Source organism: Streptomyces sp. NPDC090022, assembly GCF_044748145.1.
In the GTDB taxonomy this organism is placed as follows: Bacteria; Actinomycetota; Actinomycetes; order Streptomycetales; family Streptomycetaceae; genus Streptomyces.
The window spans coordinates 227,100-244,563 of the sequence record NZ_JBIVFN010000002.1 but is presented as its reverse complement, the minus strand read 5'-3'; the positions used below and the strand labels follow the sequence as shown (position 1 = coordinate 244,563).

Sequence of the window (17,464 nt, the reverse complement as noted above, 5' to 3'; positions counted from 1 at the left end):
CGCGTACTACTGTCCGGGCCATGCATGCCATCACCATCCCGCAGCCCGGCGGCCCCGAGGCCCTGGTCCTGGCCGACGTACCCGATCCGGCGCCCGGCGAGGGCGAGGTCCTCGTCGAGGTCGCGGCCACGGCCGTGAACCGCGCCGACGTGCTCCAGCGGCAGGGCTTCTACGACCCGCCGCCGGGCACCTCCCCGTATCCCGGCCTGGAGTGTTCCGGGCGGATCGCCGCGCTGGGCCCGGGCGTCTCGGGCTGGGCCGTCGGCGACGAGGTGTGCGCGCTGCTCACGGGCGGCGGGTACGCGCAGCGGGTCGTGGTCCCGGCGGGCCAGCTGCTGCCGGTGCCGGACGGCGTGGACCTGGTCACGGCCGCGGCGCTGCCGGAGGCCGCCTGCACGGTGTGGTCCAACGTCTTCATGATCGCCCATCTGCGGCCGGGCGAGACGGTGCTGGTGCACGGTGGCGCCAGCGGCATCGGGACCATGGCGATCCAGCTCGCGAAGGCCGTCGGGGCGCGGGTCGCCGTCACGGCGGGCGGGCCCGAGAAGCTGGCGCGCTGCGAGGAGCTGGGCGCGGACGTGCTGATCGACTACCGCGAGCAGGACTTCGTGGAGGAGCTGCGGGCCGCGACGGACGGAGCCGGGGCCGATGTGGTCCTGGACATCATCGGCGCGAAGTACCTGGCCCGGAACGTCTCCGCGCTCGCTCTCAACGGCCGTCTCGCCATCATCGGTATGCAGGGCGGCGTGAAGGCCGAGCTGAACATCGGCGCGCTGATGGCGAAGCGGGCGGCCGTGACCGCGACCACGCTGCGCGCCCGCCCGGTGCAGGAGAAGGCGGCCATCGTGGCGGCCGTCCGCGAACACGTCTGGCCGCTGATCCCGGCGGGCCGCGTCCGCCCGGTGGTCCACGCGACGTACCCCCTGGCCGAGGCCGCCGAGGCCCACCGCGTCATGGAGTCGAGCACGCACGTGGGCAAACTGCTGCTGACGCTCTGACGCTCTGACGCTCTGACGCTCTGGCGGTCTGGCGGTCTGGCGGTGTGGCGGTGTGGCGGACCGCCGCCCCCGGCCGGGCGGATCAGCGCAGGGCCGCCGCCACCAGGCCCTCCAGGGCCTCGCGGGGCACCGGGGTACCGGTCAGCAGGTGCTCCAGGACCAGACCCTCGACACAGGCCAGCAGGCTGTGGGTGCGGGTGTCGGGGTCGGCGACGCCGTGCGCGGCCAGGAAGGCGCGTACGGCGTCCCGCCCCGCGTTCGCGCGCGGGACGAGGATCTCGCGCAGCTCCGGGTCGCGCACGCTCTCCACCATGCAGGCGTAGCGGGCCAGGGAACGGCGCCGCCCCTCGCCGGTCAGCCGGAGCACCGTCAGGGTCTCGAAGGCGTCGGCGAGTTCGGCGGGTGTGCGGGGCGTCGGCAGGGCCTCGCCGGCGGCCTGGAGCTCGGCCTGGTCCCGGGCGACCAGGCGCAGCACCAGCCCGGTCAGCAGGGCGGCGCGGGTGCGGTAGTACGCGGACGTGGTGCCCGGTGGCATGTCCGCCGCCCGGTCCACGGCCCGGTGCGTCAGCCCGCGCATACCGGCCTCGGCCAGCACCTCGATGGCCGCGTCGGCCAGGACGGTTCGTCGTTCGTCGCTCACCCCCTCTTTCTACACCTGTAGAAGCACCCGGGTACGCTGCACCCCAGGTCTTCTACAGCTGTAGAAAAGGGGAGGCGTCATGGGTGAGCGGGCCGTGGTGGTCGGCGGGGGCATCGGCGGACTGGCGGCGGCGATCGGGCTGCACCGCACCGGCTGGGAGGTGACCGTCCTCGAACGCGCCGACGTTCTCGATGACGCGGGCGCCGGTATCTCGCTCGCCGCCAACGGGATCCGGGCCCTGGACGCCCTCGGTGTCGGCCCGGCGGTGCGGGCGGCGGGGCGCGGACAGTACACGGGCGGGACCCGCACTCCCCGGGGGAGCCGGCTGTCCCGGATGGACGGCGCGGCGCTGGAACGGGCCCTGGGCACCCCGGTGGTGGGCATCCCGCGCGCCGACCTGCACCGGATACTGCGGTCCGCGCTGCCGGCGTCCTGCCTGGCCCTCGGCACGGAGGTGACGTCCGTCGAGGACCTGGAGGCGGACCTGGTGGTGGCCGCCGACGGACTGCGCAGCCGGATCCGGGCCGCCCTCTTCCCGGGCCATCCCGGACCCGCGTACAGCGGATCGACCGTACTGCGCGCCATCACCGCCGAACCGGTGTCCCTGGACAGCGACTTCGAGCTGACGTGGGGCGCCGGCGAGGAGTTCGGGCACATCGCCTTCGCCGACGGGCGTGCCGAATGGCACGCCGTGCTGGGCTCACCGCCGGGTGTGCGCCACCGTGACCCGCTGGCCGTGCTGCACCGCCGGTTCGCCGACTGGCACCGCACGGTCCGGTACCTGCTGGACGCGACCCGGCCGGAGGACGTACTGCACCACGACATCCACGAACTGGCCGAGCCCCTGCCGTCGTTCGTGGCGGGCCGGGTGGCGCTGCTCGGCGACGCGGCCCACGCCATGCCCCCGCATCTCGGCCAGGGCGCCTGCCAGGCCCTGGAGGACGCGGTCACCCTGGCCGCCGAACTGGCCGCCGGCCCGGACCGGGCCGCCGCGCTGGCGCGCTACGACGCAGCCCGGCGCCCCCGTACGGGGGCGGTGGCCCGCGCGGCCCGTCGGGCGGGCCGGATGGGTCCGCAGCTGACCCACCCGCTCGCCCGGGCGGCGCGCGACACCGCCCTGCGCCTGGCCCCTTCGGGGGCCACCGTCCGCGCGATCCTCCGCCACGCGGACTGGACCCCGCCGAGCCTCGTGCCCCGGGGCTACAGCGACCGCAGCAGCACCGCCGGCGACTCCACGCAGTCCGCCACGTAGCGCAGGAACCCGCCCGCCGCGCCACCGTCGCAGACCCGGTGGTCGAAGGTCAGCGAGAGCTGGACCACCTGGCGGACCGCCAGTTCGCCCTGGTGGACCCACGGCTTGGGGATGATGCGGCCGACGCCGAGCATGGCGGCCTCGGGGTGGTTGATGATCGGCGTGGACCCGTCCACCCCGAACACCCCGTAGTTGTTCAGCGTGAACGTCCCGCCCGTCAGGTCGGACGGCGCCAGCTTCCCCGTCCTCGCCCGTTCGGTCAGGCGGGCGAACTCGGCGGACAGCGCCTCCGGGTTCATCGTGTGCGCGTCGCGGACCACCGGCACCATCAGGCCCCGCTCGGTCTGGGCGGCGAAGCCCAGGTGGACGCCGGGCAGCCGGACGATCTCGTTCGCCGCGAGGTCCACCGTGGAGTTGAGCTCCGGGAAGCGGGCCAGCGCGGCGGTGCAGATCCGGGCCAGCAGCGCCAGCACGGATATCTTCGGCCCGCCCGCCGCGTTCATCGCGGCCCGCGTCGCCATCAGCTCGGTGGCATCGGCGTCCACCCAGCACGTGGCGTCGGGGATCTCACGCCGGCTGCGCGAGAGCTTCTCGGCGACGGCGCCGCGCAGCCCCTTGAGCGGGATCCGGTCCCCGGCCGCCGTGACCGGCACGGGAGCCGCCGCCACCGCCGAGGCGGCCGCGGGCACCCGCAGCGCGGCCTCGACGTCGGCCCGCAGGATCAGGCCGTCGGGTCCGCTGCCGGTCAGGGCCCGCAGGTCGACCCCGTTGTCCCGGGCGAGCTTGCGCACCAGCGGGGAGATGACCGGCACCGGCCCACCCGCCGCCACCACGGCCACCGGCGACGGCGCGACCACCGGCGCGGCCACCGGGGCGGCGGCCGCGGCCGGCGCTCCCGGGCGGACGCGTCGGCGGCGTGCCGGGCGGGAGTGGTCCGTGCCGTACCCGACCAGGACGTTGCCCGATCCGGCCGTCTCCGTCTCGGTCTCCGCCGCCGCGGGCACCGCGTCCGTGGCCGACCCGACCGCCACCATGATCAACGGCGCTCCGACGGGCAGCTCGGTGCCCTCCTCGCCGAAGCGGGCCGTGACCACGCCGCCGTACGGGCAGGGGACCTCGACCATCGCCTTGGCCGTCTCCACCTCCACCACCGGCTGGTCGACGGCCACCACGTCGCCGACCGCCACCAGCCAGCGCACGATCTCGGCCTCGGTCAGGCCTTCGCCGAGGTCGGGGAGCTTGAACTCCAGTACCTGAGGCATCAGTTCTCCCACTGCAGGCGTGCCACGGTGTCCAGGATCCGGTCCACGCCGGGCAGGTGGTGCTTCTCCAGCATCGGCGGCGGGTACGGGATGTCGAAGCCCGTGACGCGCAGCACCGGAGCCTCCAGGTGGTGGAAGCACCGCTCCGTCACGCGGGCGACGATCTCACCGCCGGGGCCGCCGAAGCCGTTGGCCTCGTGGACCACCACCGCGCGCCCGGTCCGCCGTACCGAGGCGACCACCGTCTCCTCGTCGAAGGGCACCAGCGAGCGCAGGTCCACGACCTCCAGGTCCCAGCCCTCGGCCTTGGCCGCCTCCGCCGCCTCCAGGCACACCGGCAGCGACGGGCCGTAGGTGATCAGCGTCGCGCTCGTGCCCGCACGCCGGACCACTGCCTTCCCGATGCCCGGGACCGGCGCCGGGGCGTCCGGGTTCCACTCGGCCTTCGACCAGTACAGCCGCTTCGGCTCCAGGAGGACCACCGGATCGTCCGAGGCGATCGCGGCACGCATCAGCCCGTACGCGTCCGCCACGGTCGCCGGGGTCACCACGTGCAGCCCCGGGGTGGCCATGTAGTACGCCTCGGAGGAGTCGCAGTGGTGCTCCACGCCGCCGATCCCGCCGCCGTACGGCACCCGGATGGTGATCGGCAGCGGCATCGCGCCCCGCGTGCGGTTGCGCATCCGCGCCACGTGCGAGATCAGCTGCTCGAACGCCGGGTAGGCGAAGGCGTCGAACTGCATCTCGACGACCGGCCGCAGCCCGTACATCGCCATGCCGACCGCCGTGCCGAGGATGCCGGCCTCCGCGAGCGGGGTGTCCGTGCACCGGTCCTCGCCGAACTCCTTCGTGAGCCCGTCCGTGATCCGGAAGACCCCGCCCAGGGCGCCGACGTCCTCGCCCATGACGTGGACCGTCGGGTCCTCGCGCATCGCGTCGCGCATCGCCCGGCCCAGCGCCTGGGCCATGGTCGCCGGCTTCACCGCCACCGTCGTCACGACCGGTCCTCCGCTTCCGCTTCCGCCTCGAGCTCCGCACGGAGCATGTCCGCCTGCTCCCGCAGCCGGTCCGTGCGCTCCGCGTAGACATGGCTGAACAGGTCCATCGGGTTGAGCACCGGGTCGGCGTTCATCCGTTCGCGCAAGGCCGCCGCCATCGTCTCGGCCGCCTGCTTCGCCGCCTCGATGCCCGCCTCGTCGAGGAGGCCGCGCGAGGTCAGCTCGCGCTCCAGCAGCTCCACCGGGTCGTGCGCCTTCCAGGCCGCCACCTCGTCGTCCTCCCGGTAGCGCGTGGCGTCGTCGGCGTTGGTGTGGGCGTCGATCCGGTACGTGATCGCCTCGACCAGGGTCGGTCCGCCGCCCGAACGGGCCCGGTGCACGGCCTCGGCCAGCACCTCGTGGACGGCCGCCACGTCGTTGCCGTCGACCAGCCGGCCCGGCATCCCGTACCCCACGGCCTTGTGCGCCAGCGTCGGCGCGGCCGTCTGCTTGGCCAGCGGCACGGAGATCGCGAAGCCGTTGTTCTGCACGAGGAAGACCACCGGGGCCTGCCACACCGCCGCGAAGTTCAGCGCCTCGTGGAAGTCGCCCTCACTGGTGCCGCCGTCGCCGACCATCGCCAGGGCCACCACGTCGTCGCCCTTGAGGCGGGCGGCGTGCGCCAGGCCCACCGCGTGCGGCAGCTGGGTGGCGAGCGGGGTGCACAGCGGGGCTATCCGGTACTCGCGCGGGTCGTACCCGGTGTGCCAGTCGCCTCTCAGCAGGGTCAGCGCCTGCACCGGGTCCAGGCCGCGGGCGACGGCGGCGAGGGTGTCGCGGTAGCTGGGGAAGAGCCAGTCCCGCTCCTCCAGCACCAGCGCGGCCGCGATCTCGCAGGCCTCCTGGCCCACGGTGGACGGGTAGACCGCCAGTCGGCCCTGCCGGGTCAGCGCGGTGGCCTGGGCGTTGTAGCGACGCCCGCGCACCAGTTCGGCGTAGCACCGCCGCATCAGCTCGGGATCCAGCTTGTCCGCCGCCGGAGTGCCCAGCACCCGGTACGGCTCGGGGTCCGGAAGCAGCGGAGCGGCATCCGTACGGGGCCTCCAGGCGGGCGGCGGGGTGGGTCGGTAGGACGCACCGGCACCGGGCAGCTCTTGGACCGTCATGGCGGCGTACACCTCCTCGTGGGAAGCGGGCTGAGGGCACGGCCCAGCGGTGGGCTGGGCGGGCGGACGCCTCGGGTGTGAGGCGCCTCACCTACCGATTGTTCGGTCGTCCGCGCATTTTGGCTACAGGCACCCGCAGGCTGTGGACAAAGTGGCGCCGGGGCCCTGGGATGGATGCAGGACGTCCAGGAGAGGGAGGCCGGGGGCAATGGCGGATGAACAAATGGCCGGAGCGGGTTCCGCGCCGGTCACACCGGGTGCGGCCGTCGGCGCGCCCGCCGCACCCGCCGGGGTGCCGGAGCCGGTCTCGGCCCCGCCGCGGCCGCTCGACCCGATCGACCGCTCGATCCTGCGGCTGCTCCAATCGGACGGCCGGGCGTCCATACGCTCGGTCGCCGAGCAGGTGCACGTCAGCCGGGCCAACGCCTACGCGCGCATCAACCGGCTCATCGACGACGGGGTGATCCGCGGCTTCACGGCCCGCGTCGACCACGAACGCGCGGGCCAGGGCGCGTCCGCGTACATCACCTTGAAGATCGTCCAGAATTCCTGGCGGACGGTGCGCGAACAGCTGCGCGAGCTGCCGGGCGCCGCCCACATCGCCCTGGTCAGCGGCGATTTCGATGTCCTGCTGCTGGTCCACACCCCCGACAACCGCACGCTGCGCGAGCTGGTCCTCACCCGTCTCCAGGCCATCCCCGAGGTGCTCTCCACCCACACCCTGCTGGTCTTCGAGGAAACGGATCTCCTGGACCCGGCCGCACCGCGCGCCCACGCGGCCCTCACGGAGGAGTGACGCCGCCGGGGCGGCCCTACGGGCGGCTGCCGGACCGCCGTGCGTGCGGCCGCCGGGCCCTTACGGGCGTATCGTCCGCAGGCCGTCGAAGGACATCCGCACGACCGTCTCCGCCAGCTGGTCGTGGCCCGTGTCCGGGTGCGGCCGGTACCACTCCACCAGCGAGTTCACCATGCCGAACAGCAGCCGGGTGGCGAGCCGGGTGTCCACGTCGGCGCGCAGGTCGCCCTCGGCGACGGCCGCGCCGAGCAGCTCGGCGACCCGGTGGTCGAACTCCCGGCGGCGCTCCAGCGCCCACCGCTCCGTACGGGTGTTGCCGCGGACCCGGAGCAGCAGCGTGACGTACGGCAGCTCGGTGACCAGCACCTCCACCGTGCGCCGCGTGACGTACTCGACGCGGTCGACGGCCGGGCCGTGCGTGGCGCCCGGCTCCTCCAGGATGCCGAACAGGCCGTCCAGGGCCCGGCTGACGGCCCGCTGGAGCAGTTCTTCCTTGCCCGCGACGTGGTGGTAGATCGAGGACTTGGAGATGCCGGCCGCCTTGGAGAGGTGCTCCATGGAGGTGCCGTCGTAACCGCGCTCGTTGAAGACCTGGACGGCCACCGACAGCAGCGTCTCGGGGGTGTACGTGTCCCGCCGGACGGTGGTCATGAGGTCTCCTCCGCGTCCATGTCGGCGTCCGGACCGGCATCGGCGTCGCCGCCGACGTCCTCGCCCGCCTGGTAGCCCAGCCGGAAGAGCGCCAGCGACGGCGCGTAGCGGCCGCCGGGGCACCGCTCGTCGAGGTGGTGCAGCAGGTCGTACGCCCAGTCGGGGCCGAGCCGGTCGTGCCACTCGGCGGGCCCGAGGGGGTAGTTCACGCCGAGCTTCATCGCGGTGTCGATGTCCGCGGCGCTCGCCACCCCGCGCGCGACCGCGTCGGCGGTCAGGTCGATCAGCATCGCCACGGTCCGCGCGACGATCATGCCGGGGACGTCGCCGATGACGCTGACCTGCTTGCCGAGCTTCTGGAACAGGCCCACGGCCTCGGCGAGGGTGCGCGCGGAGGTGTCCTCGCTCGCGGAGAGCGCGATCCGGGTGGCGCCCCGGTAGTCCAGTGCGAGGTCGAAGTAGACGACGTCGGCGAACTCGACCGAGGTCTTGCCGTCCGCGAGGACCAGCTGGCCCTCGCCGGGCAGCTGGATGTACGGGCCGCCGGTCCCGGCGGTGGCCACCGCGATCCCGGCCTCCTCCAGCAGGTCCACCAGATCGGCGGCCGGGCCCAGGTCGCCGACCACGGTGACCTTGTCGGGGGCGGCCTCGGGCGCGGCGGTGTGCGGGGCGGGCACCTCGGCGTCCGGTCCGTACGGGAACCAGCCCCGCCCCGACTTGCGGCCCAGCCGGCCCGACTGGACCAGGCGGCGCTGCGCGAGCGAGGGGGTGAACTTGGGGCTGCGGAAGAAGGACTCCCACACTGAGCGGGTCACGGCCTCGTTGACGTCCTGCCCGATCAGGTCGGTCAGCTCGAAGGGGCCCATCCGGAAGCCGCCGCTCTCGCGCAGCACGGCGTCGACGGTCGCCGGGTCCGCGCCGCGCTCCTCGTACACCGCGAAGGCCTCGGCGTAGAAGGGGCGGGCGATCCGGTTGACGATGAAACCGGGGGTGTCGGCGCAGCGCACGGGCGTCTTGCCCCAGCCGGACACCGTCGCGTACGCGCGCTCGGCGGCCGCCGGGTCGGTCGCGAAGCCGCTGACCACCTCGACGAGCGGCAGCAGCGGCGCCGGGTTGAAGAAGTGCAGGCCGAGGAAGCGGCCGGGGTGCGCGAGCGGGCCGGCGAGCTCGGTGACGGAGAGCGAGGAGGTGTTGGTGGCCAGCAGCGCGTCGGCGGCGACCACACCTTCGAGTGCCGTGAACAGCTCGCGCTTGACGCCCGCGTCCTCGACGATCGCCTCGACGACGAGCGCGGCGTCGGCCAGCTCGGCCAGCGCCGTCGCGGCCCCGAGGCGTCCGGTGGCGGCGTCCGCCTCCGCCCGGTCCAGCCGTCCCTTGGCCACGAGCCGCTCGATCCGGCCGGTCACGGCGGTCACGGCCTCGTCGGCCCGCCCGGGCAGGGCGTCGTGGAGCAGGACGCGGTGGCCGGCGAGCAGGGCGACCTGGGCGATGCCCTGGCCCATGGTTCCGGCGCCGACGACCGCCACGGTGCGGGAGCGCTCGATAGCTGTCATGTCCCCGATCCTCCCGCATGAGTTGTCCACAGGCTCGATCGGCCCTCTTGTCCCGACCGATCGTTCGGTTACTCTAACTCCAGTCTGCTCCGCTACGCCCGGCTCAACGAGGAGTTGGTCTTGATGGCCGCCGCCGACCTGTCCGCCGCTCAGCTCTCCGAGAAGCACCGGCACACTCTCGACCAGGCGCTGGATGCCATCCGCAGCCGCGCCTACTGGTCCCCGCACCCCGAACACCCCAAGGCGTACGGCGAGACCGCCGGCGCCGACGGGCTCGCCGCCTTCGAGGCCGTCCGCGGCACCCGGCTGGACCTCGGCCAGCCCGGTACGGACGGCTGGACGCCGGGCGAGACCTCTCCGTACGGCGTGCCGCTCGGCGTCGAGTACCCGCACGTCGACGCGGACGTCCTGCTGCCCGCGATGAAGGCGGGCATGGCCGCCTGGCGCGATGCCGGCCCCGAGACCCGCGCCCTGGTCTGCATCGAGATCCTGGCCCGCATCAGCGCGCGCACGCACGAGTTCGCGCACGCGGTCATGCACACCAGCGGCCAGGCGTTCATGATGGCCTTCCAGGCCGGCGGCCCGCACGCGCAGGACCGCGGCCTGGAGGCCGTGGCCTACGCCTACGAGGAGCAGACCCGCGTCCCGGGCCAGGCCGCCTGGTCCAAGCCGCAGGGCAAGAAGGACCCGCTGAACCTGGGCAAGACCTTCACGGCCGTCCCGCGCGGCGTCGCCCTGCTGATCGGCTGCAACACCTTCCCCACCTGGAACGGCTACCCGGGCCTGTTCGCCTCCCTGGCCACCGGCAACCCGGTGCTGGTCAAGCCGCACCCGCGCGCGGTGCTGCCGCTGGCGCTGACGGTGCAGGTGGCGCGCGAGGTGCTGGCCGAGACGGGCTTCGACCCCAACCTGGTGGCGCTGGCGACGGAGCAGCCGGGCGAGGGCATCGCCAAGGAGCTGGCCGTGCGCCCCGAGATCAAGGTGATCGACTACACCGGCTCCACCGAGTTCGGCGACTGGCTGGAGACCAACGCCCGCCAGGCGCAGGTGTACACGGAGAAGGCCGGCGTCAACACGGTCGTGGTCGACTCCACCGACAACTACAAGGGCATGCTCGCCAACCTTGCCTTCTCGCTGTCCCTGTACAGCGGCCAGATGTGCACGACCCCGCAGAACCTGCTGATCCCGCGCGACGGCATCGACACCGACGCCGGTCACAAGTCGTACGACGAGGTGGTCGCCGACCTCGCGGCGGCCGTGGACGGTCTGCTGGGCGACGACGCCCGGGCCAACGCGCTGCTGGGCGCCCTGGTCAACCCGGACGTGAAGGCCCGCCTGGAGGCCGCGGCGGGGCTGGGCGAGGTCGCGCTGGCCTCGCGCACGGTCACCAACCCCGACTTCCCGGACGCCGTGGTCCGCACCCCGGTGGTGGTCAAGCTGGACGGCGCCAAGCCGGACGACTCGGCCGCCTACCTCTCGGAGTGCTTCGGCCCGGTCTCCTTCGCGGTGGCCGTCGACTCCACCTCGGACGCGCTGGAACTGCTGCGCCGCACCGTGCGGGACAAGGGCGCGATGACCGTCGGCGCGTACACGACGTCCTCGGACACCGAGCGGGCGGTCGAGGAGGTGTGCCTGGAGGAGTCCGCGCAGCTCTCCCTCAACCTCACCGGCGGGGTGTACGTCAACCAGACGGCCGCCTTCTCCGACTTCCACGGCTCGGGCGGCAACCCGTCGGCGAACGCGGCCCTGTGCGACGGCGCGTTCGTCTCCAACCGGTTCCGCGTGGTGGAGGTCCGCCGCCAGGCCTAAGCGTCGCCTAGGCCGGGTCCACGGGGCCGCCCCAGTGGAAGAGGGTCATCGCGACGCTGGTGGCCAGGTTGTAGCTGGACACCTGCGGCCGCATGGGCAGGGACACCAGGTGATCGGCGCGGGCGCGCAGCTCGGGCGAGATGCCGTGGCGTTCCGAGCCGAAGGCGAGCAGGGCGTCGTCCGGGAGGGTGAGGGCACGGATGTCCTCGCCCTCCGGGTCGAGCGCGTACAGCGGGCCGGGCGGCAGCGTGTCCAGGGTGACCCGGTCCACGGTGGTGGCGTAGTGCAGCCCGGCGCCGGCGCGGACCACGTTGGGGTGCCAGGGGTCGAGGTCGCCCCGGGTCACCACGCCGGTCGCGCCGAAGCCGGCGGCGAGACGGACGACGGCGCCGACATTGCCGAGGTTGCGCGGGTTGTCGAGCACCACGACCGGCGAGGTGCGGGGCATCCGCTCCAGCGCCGCCCGCGCGGCGTCCGGGTCGGGGCGTACGGCGAGGGCCGCGACCCCGGTGGGGTGCACCCGGGGCAGCAGCACCTTCAGGTCGCCCGGGAGGAGCAGCCGGGCGAGGGCCTCCTCGACGTCCGGGGCCAGCTCGGCGGCGAGCGCGCGTACGCGCGCGGGGTCGTCGGCGGCCACGATCGTCACGTCCGCGCCGAACCGCAGTGCGTGCTTGATCGTGTGGAAGCCGTCCAGCAGCACCAGGCCGCCCTGTTCGGCGCTCTCGCGCCAGCGCCGTACTGTCTCGGCCACCGCCCGGTCCGCATCGCTCATGCGGACGACCCTATGCCGTCTCCGCGGCCGGCTCCTTGGGGGAGCCCACGGCGGGGGACACCGGGCCGGGCCGGGTCCGGGGGCGGGGGATGCCCGGCAGGGCGCGCCGCGGGGCCGCCGCCCGCGCGCCCAGCCACAGCAGGAACGCCGTGGGCAGGAACACCGCGTCGGCCACGATCATCGCCAGCGAGAAGAACGGCAGCCCGAGCAGGACCGCGATGCCCGCGTGCTCCAGCATCATCACGGCGAGCAGGACGTTCTTCACGCGCCGGTTCAGCAGCGTGAACGGGAACGCGACCTGGACCGCCACCGTGCCGTACGAGAGCAGCATCACCAGCGTCCCGCTGCCCGCCAGCAGCGCCGACAGCCCGGGCCACGGCGTGAAGTAGTCCAGGCCCAGCGGGTAGTACAGCGCGGTGCCGTCCTGCCAGCGCGAGCCCTGGATCTTGTACCAGCCCGCCGTCGCGTAGATCAGGCAGACCTCCGCCATGATCACCAGCAGTCCGGCGTTGTGGACCACGTTCGCCAGCACGTCCAAGGCTGCCCGGCCCTCGCCGTCCGGGTCCTGGCGCTCCACCGCCCACCACAGCCCCTGCACCACCCACAGCGCGGCGAGGAAGGCCAGCCAGCCCGCGCTCAGCAGCCCCGCCACACCCGCGTAGGACAGGACGAGCCCCAGGACGGCCCACAGCACCGGCCCGGCGGCCCCGGTGGCCGCGGAGCCGGTCCGGGCGGCCCGCCGCGCGTCGAGCGACCACACCCGTGCGCACCGGGTGAGGACCAGGTAGAGCGCCATCAGGTGGATGACGTTGTCCCCGCCGTCGCCCATGAAGACGCTGCGGTTCTGCAGGGCCAGCACGCCCACCATGAACAGCACGGACGCCGCCCGGGTCCGCCACCCCAGCAGGAGCAGGACCGCGGCGATGACCGCGAGCCCGTAGACGATCTCGAACCACAGCGTCGAGTCCGACCACATCAGGACGGTGAAGGCGTTGTTCGTCGCGATGAGCCGCTCGGCCAGGTCGAAGCCCCAGGGGCTGTCCGGCCCGTACAGCTCGTGGCGGTGCGGGAACTCGCGCAGCAGGAAGAACAGCCAGGTCGCGGCGATGCCGATGCGGACCACGGCGCTCTGGTACGGGCCCAGCACCTGCCCGGTGACGCGCGCCAGGCCGCGTGCGGCCGCGGCCCTCACACCGTCCACCACGGAAGCTCCCGGTAGTAGGTCTGGGTGTCGGTCTCCTCGGTGCTCCAGGCGGGCGCCGGCACCGCCGTCGTCGCCGAGCGCAGCTGGACGCGCACCAGGACGTCGCCCGGGTGGCCGGGCGCGAGCCGGCGTACCGCGATCCGCTGGAGGTAGGCCTCCGACAGCGCGCCGCGCTCGCCGTCGGCCTTGTTGTCCTCGTCGTGGGAGCCGGTGAAGAAGTCCCAGGCGCGGCGCAGCTCGTTCTGCTGGGTGTGGCTGGGCAGCGGGTTGTGGCGGATGGCGGCGGCGTCCTCGGCGGACAGGTCGCGCCAGCCGGTCGTGACCAGATCGCCGCCCGCGGTGCGCACCTGGGCGCGTGCCTGGACGGCGATGTTCTGCTGGAGCGGGTTGGGGGCGAAGAGCTTCCAGTTCTGTTCGAACTCGGGGTAGATCCAGTCGTCCACAGCCTGTGCGTGCCGCTTGCCGATCGTGTTGGACGGCGCGACGTGCAGGAACACCATGCCCAGGTGCCAGCAGGCGGCGACCGCCACGGCACCCAGCGCCAGGGCCGCGACCACGCGGTACGGGGTGGACAGACCGGCGATCCCGGGGGTCCGGGGGCCCGGGACCGCCCCCTCGTGCTCGTTCGAATCCATCGCGCCCCGCTCATCGGCGATCCACAGAGGTTGACACCCTACGGGCCGCCGTCTCACCATTGAAGAGCATGAACCGAACGATCGGTCGGTCGGTCGGATTCGGAACCTCGTCATCGGCAAGGGGGCCGGGATGGTGGCAGTGACCCCGGAAGCGGGGCAGGACAGGGCCCTGGCGGCCGCCTTCGAGGCCGCCGTGGCGGCCGACGAGCGCGTGGAGCCACGGGACTGGATGCCCGAGGAGTACCGGGCCTCGCTGGTCCGCCAGATGGCACAGCACGCCCACTCCGAGATCATCGGCATGCAGCCCGAGGCGAACTGGATCACGCGTGCGCCCAGCCTGCGCCGCAAGGCGATCCTGATGGCCAAGGTGCAGGACGAGGCCGGCCACGGCCTGTACCTGTACAGCGCGGCCGAGACCCTCGGCACCAGCCGGGACGAGCTGCTCGACAAGCTCCACTCCGGCAAGCAGAAGTACTCCTCGATCTTCAACTACCCCACGCTGACCTGGGCCGACGTCGGCGCGATCGGCTGGCTCGTGGACGGCGCGGCGATCACCAACCAGGTGCCGATCTGCCGCTGCTCCTACGGCCCCTACGCCCGCGCCATGGTCCGGATCTGCAAGGAGGAGTCCTTCCACCAGCGCCAGGGCTTCGAGCTGCTGATGGCCCTGTCCAAGGGCACCGAGGCCCAGCACGCGATGGCGCAGGACGCCGTGGACCGCTGGTGGTGGCCCTCGCTGATGATGTTCGGCCCGCCGGACGACGAGTCGGCGCACTCGGCGCAGTCGATGGCCTGGCGGATCAAGCGGCACTCCAACGACGAGCTGCGCCAGCGGTTCGTGGACATCGCCGTCCCGCAGGCCGAGGCACTGGGTCTGACCCTGCCCGACCCGGACATCCGGTGGAACGAGGAGCGCGGGCACCACGACTTCGGCGCCATCGACTGGACCGAGTTCTGGGACGTCCTCAAGGGCAACGGGCCCTGCAACGAACAGCGGATCACCCAGCGCCGCCGGGCCCACGAGGACGGTGCCTGGGTGCGCGACGCGGCCGCGGCCTACGCGGACAAGCACAGCGCGGACAGGCACAGCGCGGACAAGCACAGCAGCACCACCGGCGAGGAGGCACGGGGATGACGCAGAACTGGCCACTGTGGGAGGTCTTCGTGCGCTCGCGCCGCGGCCTCTCGCACACCCACGCGGGCAGCCTGCACGCCCCCGACGCCGAGATGGCCCTGCGCAACGCCCGCGACCTCTACACGCGGCGCAACGAGGGCGTGTCCATCTGGGTGGTGCCCTCCACCGAGATCACCGCGTCCTCCCCGGACGAGCGGGACCCGTTCTTCGCCCCGTCCGCCGACAAGCCCTACCGGCACCCGACGTTCTACGAGATCCCCGAGGGGGTGCGGCACCTGTGACCGCCACGGTTCCCACCGCCGCCGCCCTCGCCCTCGGCGACGACGCGCTGATCCTCTCCCACCGCCTCGGCGAATGGGCCGGCCACGCCCCGGTCCTGGAGGAGGAGGTGGCGCTGGCCAACATCGCCCTGGACCTGCTGGGCCAGGCCCGCCTGCTGCTGTCCATGGCCGGCGACGAGGACGAGCTCGCGTTCCTGCGCGAGGAGCGCGCCTTCCGCAACCTCCAGCTGGTCGAGCAGCCGAACGGCGACTTCGCCCACACCATCGCCCGCCAGCTCTACTTCTCCCTCCACCAGCACCGGCTGTGGACGGAGCTGGCCGCCGGCGACGGCCCGTTCGCGCCCCTGGCGGCCAAGGCCGTCAAGGAGACCGACTACCACCGCGACCACGCCGTCCAGTGGACGCTGCGCCTGGGCGACGGCACCGAGGAGAGCACCCGGCGGATGCGGGCCGCGCTGGACGCCCTGTGGAAGTTCACCGGCGAGATGTTCCAGCCGGTCGAGGGCGTCGACGTGGACTGGGCGGGGCTGGAGAAGACCTGGCTCGCCGACCTGACCGGCGTCCTGGAGCGCGCGGGCATGGAGCTGCCCCAGGGGCCGCGCACCGGCGCCTGGGCGGCCGGAGCCGGCCGGCAGGGCCTGCACACCGAACCGTTCGGGCGGATGCTCGCCGAGATGCAGCACCTGCACCGCAGCCACCCGGGGGCGTCATGGTGACCGCCACCCGCCTGGAGGAGGAGCTGGCCGCGCTCGCGGGCTCGGTTCCCGACCCGGAGCTGCCCGTGCTCAGCCTGACCGAGCTCGGCGTGCTGCGCGGCGTACGGATGGGAGACGACGGCGGGGTCGACGTCGACCTCACCCCCACCTACACCGGCTGCCCGGCCATCGAGGCCATGTCCGCCGACATCGAGCGGATCCTGACCGACCACGGCATACCCCGGGTGACCGTGCACACCGTGCTGGCCCCGGCCTGGTCCACCGACGACATCACGGCCGAGGGCCGCCGCAAGCTGGCCGAGTTCGGCATCGCCCCGCCGCGTCCGCACGCGGCCGGCGGACCGGTCCCGCTCACCCTGTCGGTGCGCTGCCCGCACTGCGGTTCCACCGACACCGAGCTGCTGAGCCGCTTCTCCTCCACCGCGTGCAAGGCACTGCGCCGCTGCGTGGCCTGCCGCGAACCGTTCGACCACTTCAAGGAGCTGTAGATGGCCGCAGCCCGCCACGGCGCCTTCCACCCGCTGACGGTGGCTGCCGTCGACCGGCTCACCGACGACTCCGTCGCGCTGACCCTGGCCGTGCCGCCGGAGCTGCGCGAGGAGTACCGGCACGCCGCCGGCCAGCACCTGACCCTGCGCCGGATCACCCCCGAGGGCGCCGAGATCCGCCGCACCTACTCGATCTGCTCGCCCGCGCCGGACGCCGGCGGCCCCGGACCCGCGCACCTGCGGGTCGGCGTGCGGATGGTGGAGGGCGGGGAGTTCTCCACCTTCGCGCACAAGGAGGTCGCGGCCGGGGACGTCCTGGACGTGATGGTCCCGGCCGGCCGTTTCGTCCTGGAGCCGACCGCCGCGGCGCCCGGCGCGCACTACGCGGCGATCGTGGGCGGCAGTGGCATCACCCCGCTGCTGTCCATCGCCGCGACCCTGCTCGCCGCCCGCGCGGACGCCCGGTTCTGCCTGGTGCGCAGCGACCGCAGCGCGGCCTCGACGATGTTCCTGGACGAGGTCGCCGACCTCAAGGACCGCTATCCCGACCGGTTCCAGCTGGTCACGGTGCTCTCCCGGGAGGAGCAGGAGGCCGGGCTGCCGACGGGGCGCCTGGACCAGGAGCGGCTGACGGCACTGCTGCCCTCGCTGCTGCCGGTGACGGACGTGGCGGGCTGGTTCCTGTGCGGGCCCCACGGGCTGGTGCAGGGCGCCGAGCGGGCGCTGCGCGGCATGGACGTGCCGCGCACGCGGATCCACGAGGAGATCTTCCACGTCGAGGACACCCCGCGGCCGGCGCCCGGCCCCGGTGCGGCCGTCGCCGCGCACGGCCGGGTCACCGCACGCCTGGACGGCCGTTCGGGCACCTGGCCGGTGCAGGACGGGGAGTCGCTGCTCGACGCGGTGCTGCGGGGCCGCGCGGACGCGCCGTACGCCTGCAAGGGCGGCGTCTGCGGCACCTGCCGGGCCTTCGTGGTGTCGGGCGAGGTCCGGATGGACCGCAACTTCGCGCTGGAGGCGGAGGAGACCGAGGCCGGGTTCGTCCTGGCCTGCCAGTCGCACCCGGTGACGGAGGAGGTCGAGCTGGACTTCGACCGGTAGCCGGCCCGTCCGGCTCCGTGCCGGCGCC

The 17,464-nt window shown here is 73.7% G+C and carries 18 protein-coding genes; 9 read left to right on the top strand and 9 right to left on the bottom strand.

Annotated features, from left to right (window positions below; genetic code table 11):
- The first annotated feature begins 20 nt into the window (after nucleotides 1-20).
- Nucleotides 21-998, top strand: coding sequence for an NAD(P)H-quinone oxidoreductase (locus tag ACIPXB_RS05620; RefSeq protein WP_401444923.1), 978 nt, complete (start codon nucleotides 21-23; stop codon nucleotides 996-998).
- A gap of 82 nt (nucleotides 999-1,080) precedes the next feature.
- Here the strand turns inward: ACIPXB_RS05620 and ACIPXB_RS05615 are convergent, their stop codons facing one another.
- A complete protein-coding gene (locus ACIPXB_RS05615; protein ID WP_401444920.1) occupies nucleotides 1,081-1,638 on the bottom strand; it encodes a TetR/AcrR family transcriptional regulator in 558 nt (185 codons plus the stop codon).
- Between the two features lie 79 nt (nucleotides 1,639-1,717).
- On the opposite strand from ACIPXB_RS05615, the gene ACIPXB_RS05610 reads away from it, so the two are divergent.
- Nucleotides 1,718-2,890 carry an FAD-dependent monooxygenase gene (locus ACIPXB_RS05610; protein ID WP_401444917.1) on the top strand — a complete coding sequence of 391 codons (1,173 nt, stop codon included), beginning with the start codon at nucleotides 1,718-1,720 and terminating at the stop codon, nucleotides 2,888-2,890.
- Here ACIPXB_RS05610 and ACIPXB_RS05605 read toward each other — a convergent pair.
- Genes ACIPXB_RS05605 through pdhA form a run of 3 tightly spaced genes read right to left on the bottom strand, consistent with a single transcriptional unit; the run spans nucleotide 2,839 to nucleotide 6,295 of the window.
- Nucleotides 2,839-4,152, bottom strand: a complete 1,314-nt coding sequence (locus tag ACIPXB_RS05605) for a dihydrolipoamide acetyltransferase family protein (RefSeq protein ID WP_401444915.1) — start codon at nucleotides 4,150-4,152, stop codon at nucleotides 2,839-2,841. The two genes, ACIPXB_RS05610 and ACIPXB_RS05605, sit on opposite strands and share 52 nt — an antisense overlap.
- Nucleotides 4,152-5,150 carry an alpha-ketoacid dehydrogenase subunit beta gene (locus ACIPXB_RS05600; protein ID WP_401444913.1) on the bottom strand — a complete coding sequence of 333 codons (999 nt, stop codon included), beginning with the start codon at nucleotides 5,148-5,150 and terminating at the stop codon, nucleotides 4,152-4,154. The genes ACIPXB_RS05605 and ACIPXB_RS05600 overlap by 1 nt, the downstream gene beginning before the upstream one ends.
- Nucleotides 5,147-6,295, bottom strand: coding sequence for a pyruvate dehydrogenase (acetyl-transferring) E1 component subunit alpha (gene pdhA / locus ACIPXB_RS05595; protein WP_401444911.1), 1,149 nt, complete (start codon nucleotides 6,293-6,295; stop codon nucleotides 5,147-5,149). The genes ACIPXB_RS05600 and pdhA overlap by 4 nt, the downstream gene beginning before the upstream one ends.
- 208 nt (nucleotides 6,296-6,503) lie before the next feature.
- On the opposite strand from pdhA, the gene ACIPXB_RS05590 reads away from it, so the two are divergent.
- Nucleotides 6,504-7,091, top strand: coding sequence for an Lrp/AsnC family transcriptional regulator (locus ACIPXB_RS05590; RefSeq protein WP_401444909.1), 588 nt, complete (start codon nucleotides 6,504-6,506; stop codon nucleotides 7,089-7,091).
- A 60-nt stretch (nucleotides 7,092-7,151) separates the two neighbouring features.
- On the opposite strand, the gene ACIPXB_RS05585 is transcribed toward ACIPXB_RS05590, so the two are convergent.
- Entirely contained in the window at nucleotides 7,152-7,742 is a 591-nt protein-coding gene (locus ACIPXB_RS05585; protein WP_401444906.1) for a TetR/AcrR family transcriptional regulator, read from the bottom strand.
- Nucleotides 7,739-9,295: a 3-hydroxyacyl-CoA dehydrogenase gene (locus ACIPXB_RS05580; protein WP_401444904.1), complete on the bottom strand. Its 1,557-nt coding sequence runs from the start codon at nucleotides 9,293-9,295 to the stop codon at nucleotides 7,739-7,741. Before ACIPXB_RS05580 ends, ACIPXB_RS05585 begins: the two co-directional genes overlap by 4 nt.
- Before the next feature lie 123 nt (nucleotides 9,296-9,418).
- On the opposite strand from ACIPXB_RS05580, the gene paaN reads away from it, so the two are divergent.
- Entirely contained in the window at nucleotides 9,419-11,104 is a 1,686-nt protein-coding gene (gene paaN / locus ACIPXB_RS05575) for a phenylacetic acid degradation protein PaaN (RefSeq protein ID WP_401444901.1), read from the top strand.
- A gap of 7 nt (nucleotides 11,105-11,111) precedes the next feature.
- On the opposite strand, the gene ACIPXB_RS05570 is transcribed toward paaN, so the two are convergent.
- The 3 genes from ACIPXB_RS05570 to ACIPXB_RS05560 are packed head-to-tail and all read right to left on the bottom strand — an operon-like array spanning nucleotide 11,112 to nucleotide 13,715.
- Nucleotides 11,112-11,876, bottom strand: coding sequence for a TrmH family RNA methyltransferase (locus ACIPXB_RS05570; RefSeq protein ID WP_401444898.1), 765 nt, complete (start codon nucleotides 11,874-11,876; stop codon nucleotides 11,112-11,114).
- 10 nt (nucleotides 11,877-11,886) lie between these two features.
- Nucleotides 11,887-13,080, bottom strand: a complete 1,194-nt coding sequence (locus tag ACIPXB_RS05565; protein ID WP_401444896.1) for an HTTM domain-containing protein — start codon at nucleotides 13,078-13,080, stop codon at nucleotides 11,887-11,889.
- On the bottom strand, nucleotides 13,065-13,715 hold the full coding sequence (locus ACIPXB_RS05560) for a DUF5819 family protein (RefSeq protein ID WP_401444894.1): 651 nt from the start codon (nucleotides 13,713-13,715) through the stop codon (nucleotides 13,065-13,067). The genes ACIPXB_RS05565 and ACIPXB_RS05560 overlap by 16 nt, the downstream gene beginning before the upstream one ends.
- Before the next feature lie 130 nt (nucleotides 13,716-13,845).
- Between ACIPXB_RS05560 and paaA the strand changes: the two genes are divergently transcribed.
- From paaA to ACIPXB_RS05535, 5 genes are read left to right on the top strand one after another with little or no spacing between them, the layout of a single operon-like run.
- Nucleotides 13,846-14,850: a 1,2-phenylacetyl-CoA epoxidase subunit PaaA gene (gene paaA / locus ACIPXB_RS05555; RefSeq protein ID WP_401444892.1), complete on the top strand. Its 1,005-nt coding sequence runs from the start codon at nucleotides 13,846-13,848 to the stop codon at nucleotides 14,848-14,850.
- The gene (gene paaB, locus ACIPXB_RS05550) at nucleotides 14,847-15,131 is read left to right on the top strand and encodes a 1,2-phenylacetyl-CoA epoxidase subunit PaaB (protein WP_125813338.1); all 285 of its coding nucleotides are present in this window, start codon (nucleotides 14,847-14,849) and stop codon (nucleotides 15,129-15,131) included. Before paaA ends, paaB begins: the two co-directional genes overlap by 4 nt.
- Nucleotides 15,128-15,847 (top strand): 1,2-phenylacetyl-CoA epoxidase subunit PaaC, encoded by a 720-nt coding sequence (paaC, locus tag ACIPXB_RS05545; RefSeq protein ID WP_401444889.1) that lies wholly within the window; start codon nucleotides 15,128-15,130, stop codon nucleotides 15,845-15,847. The genes paaB and paaC overlap by 4 nt, the downstream gene beginning before the upstream one ends.
- Nucleotides 15,841-16,335, top strand: a complete 495-nt coding sequence (gene paaD, locus ACIPXB_RS05540; RefSeq protein WP_401444886.1) for a 1,2-phenylacetyl-CoA epoxidase subunit PaaD — start codon at nucleotides 15,841-15,843, stop codon at nucleotides 16,333-16,335. Before paaC ends, paaD begins: the two co-directional genes overlap by 7 nt.
- Entirely contained in the window at nucleotides 16,336-17,436 is a 1,101-nt protein-coding gene (locus tag ACIPXB_RS05535; RefSeq protein ID WP_401444883.1) for a 2Fe-2S iron-sulfur cluster-binding protein, read from the top strand.
- The last annotated feature ends 28 nt before the right edge of the window (nucleotides 17,437-17,464 follow it).

What these genes read in the sequence shown, in the direction of transcription:
- ACIPXB_RS05620 (WP_401444923.1), top strand. Translation starts at nt 21, where the DNA reads ATGCATGCCATCACCATCCCGCAGCCCGGCGGCCCCGAGGCCCTGGTC.
- ACIPXB_RS05610 (WP_401444917.1), top strand. Translation starts at nt 1,718, where the DNA reads ATGGGTGAGCGGGCCGTGGTGGTCGGCGGGGGCATCGGCGGACTGGCG.
- ACIPXB_RS05605 (WP_401444915.1), bottom strand. Translation starts at nt 4,152, where the DNA reads ATGCCTCAGGTACTGGAGTTCAAGCTCCCCGACCTCGGCGAAGGCCTG.
- pdhA (WP_401444911.1), bottom strand. Translation starts at nt 6,295, where the DNA reads ATGACGGTCCAAGAGCTGCCCGGTGCCGGTGCGTCCTACCGACCCACC.
- ACIPXB_RS05590 (WP_401444909.1), top strand. Translation starts at nt 6,504, where the DNA reads ATGGCGGATGAACAAATGGCCGGAGCGGGTTCCGCGCCGGTCACACCG.
- ACIPXB_RS05585 (WP_401444906.1), bottom strand. Translation starts at nt 7,742, where the DNA reads ATGACCACCGTCCGGCGGGACACGTACACCCCCGAGACGCTGCTGTCG.
- ACIPXB_RS05580 (WP_401444904.1), bottom strand. Translation starts at nt 9,295, where the DNA reads ATGACAGCTATCGAGCGCTCCCGCACCGTGGCGGTCGTCGGCGCCGGA.
- paaN (WP_401444901.1), top strand. Translation starts at nt 9,419, where the DNA reads ATGGCCGCCGCCGACCTGTCCGCCGCTCAGCTCTCCGAGAAGCACCGG.
- ACIPXB_RS05570 (WP_401444898.1), bottom strand. Translation starts at nt 11,876, where the DNA reads ATGAGCGATGCGGACCGGGCGGTGGCCGAGACAGTACGGCGCTGGCGC.
- ACIPXB_RS05560 (WP_401444894.1), bottom strand. Translation starts at nt 13,715, where the DNA reads ATGGATTCGAACGAGCACGAGGGGGCGGTCCCGGGCCCCCGGACCCCC.
- paaA (WP_401444892.1), top strand. Translation starts at nt 13,846, where the DNA reads ATGGTGGCAGTGACCCCGGAAGCGGGGCAGGACAGGGCCCTGGCGGCC.
- paaB (WP_125813338.1), top strand. Translation starts at nt 14,847, where the DNA reads ATGACGCAGAACTGGCCACTGTGGGAGGTCTTCGTGCGCTCGCGCCGC.
- paaD (WP_401444886.1), top strand. Translation starts at nt 15,841, where the DNA reads ATGGTGACCGCCACCCGCCTGGAGGAGGAGCTGGCCGCGCTCGCGGGC.
- ACIPXB_RS05535 (WP_401444883.1), top strand. Translation starts at nt 16,336, where the DNA reads ATGGCCGCAGCCCGCCACGGCGCCTTCCACCCGCTGACGGTGGCTGCC.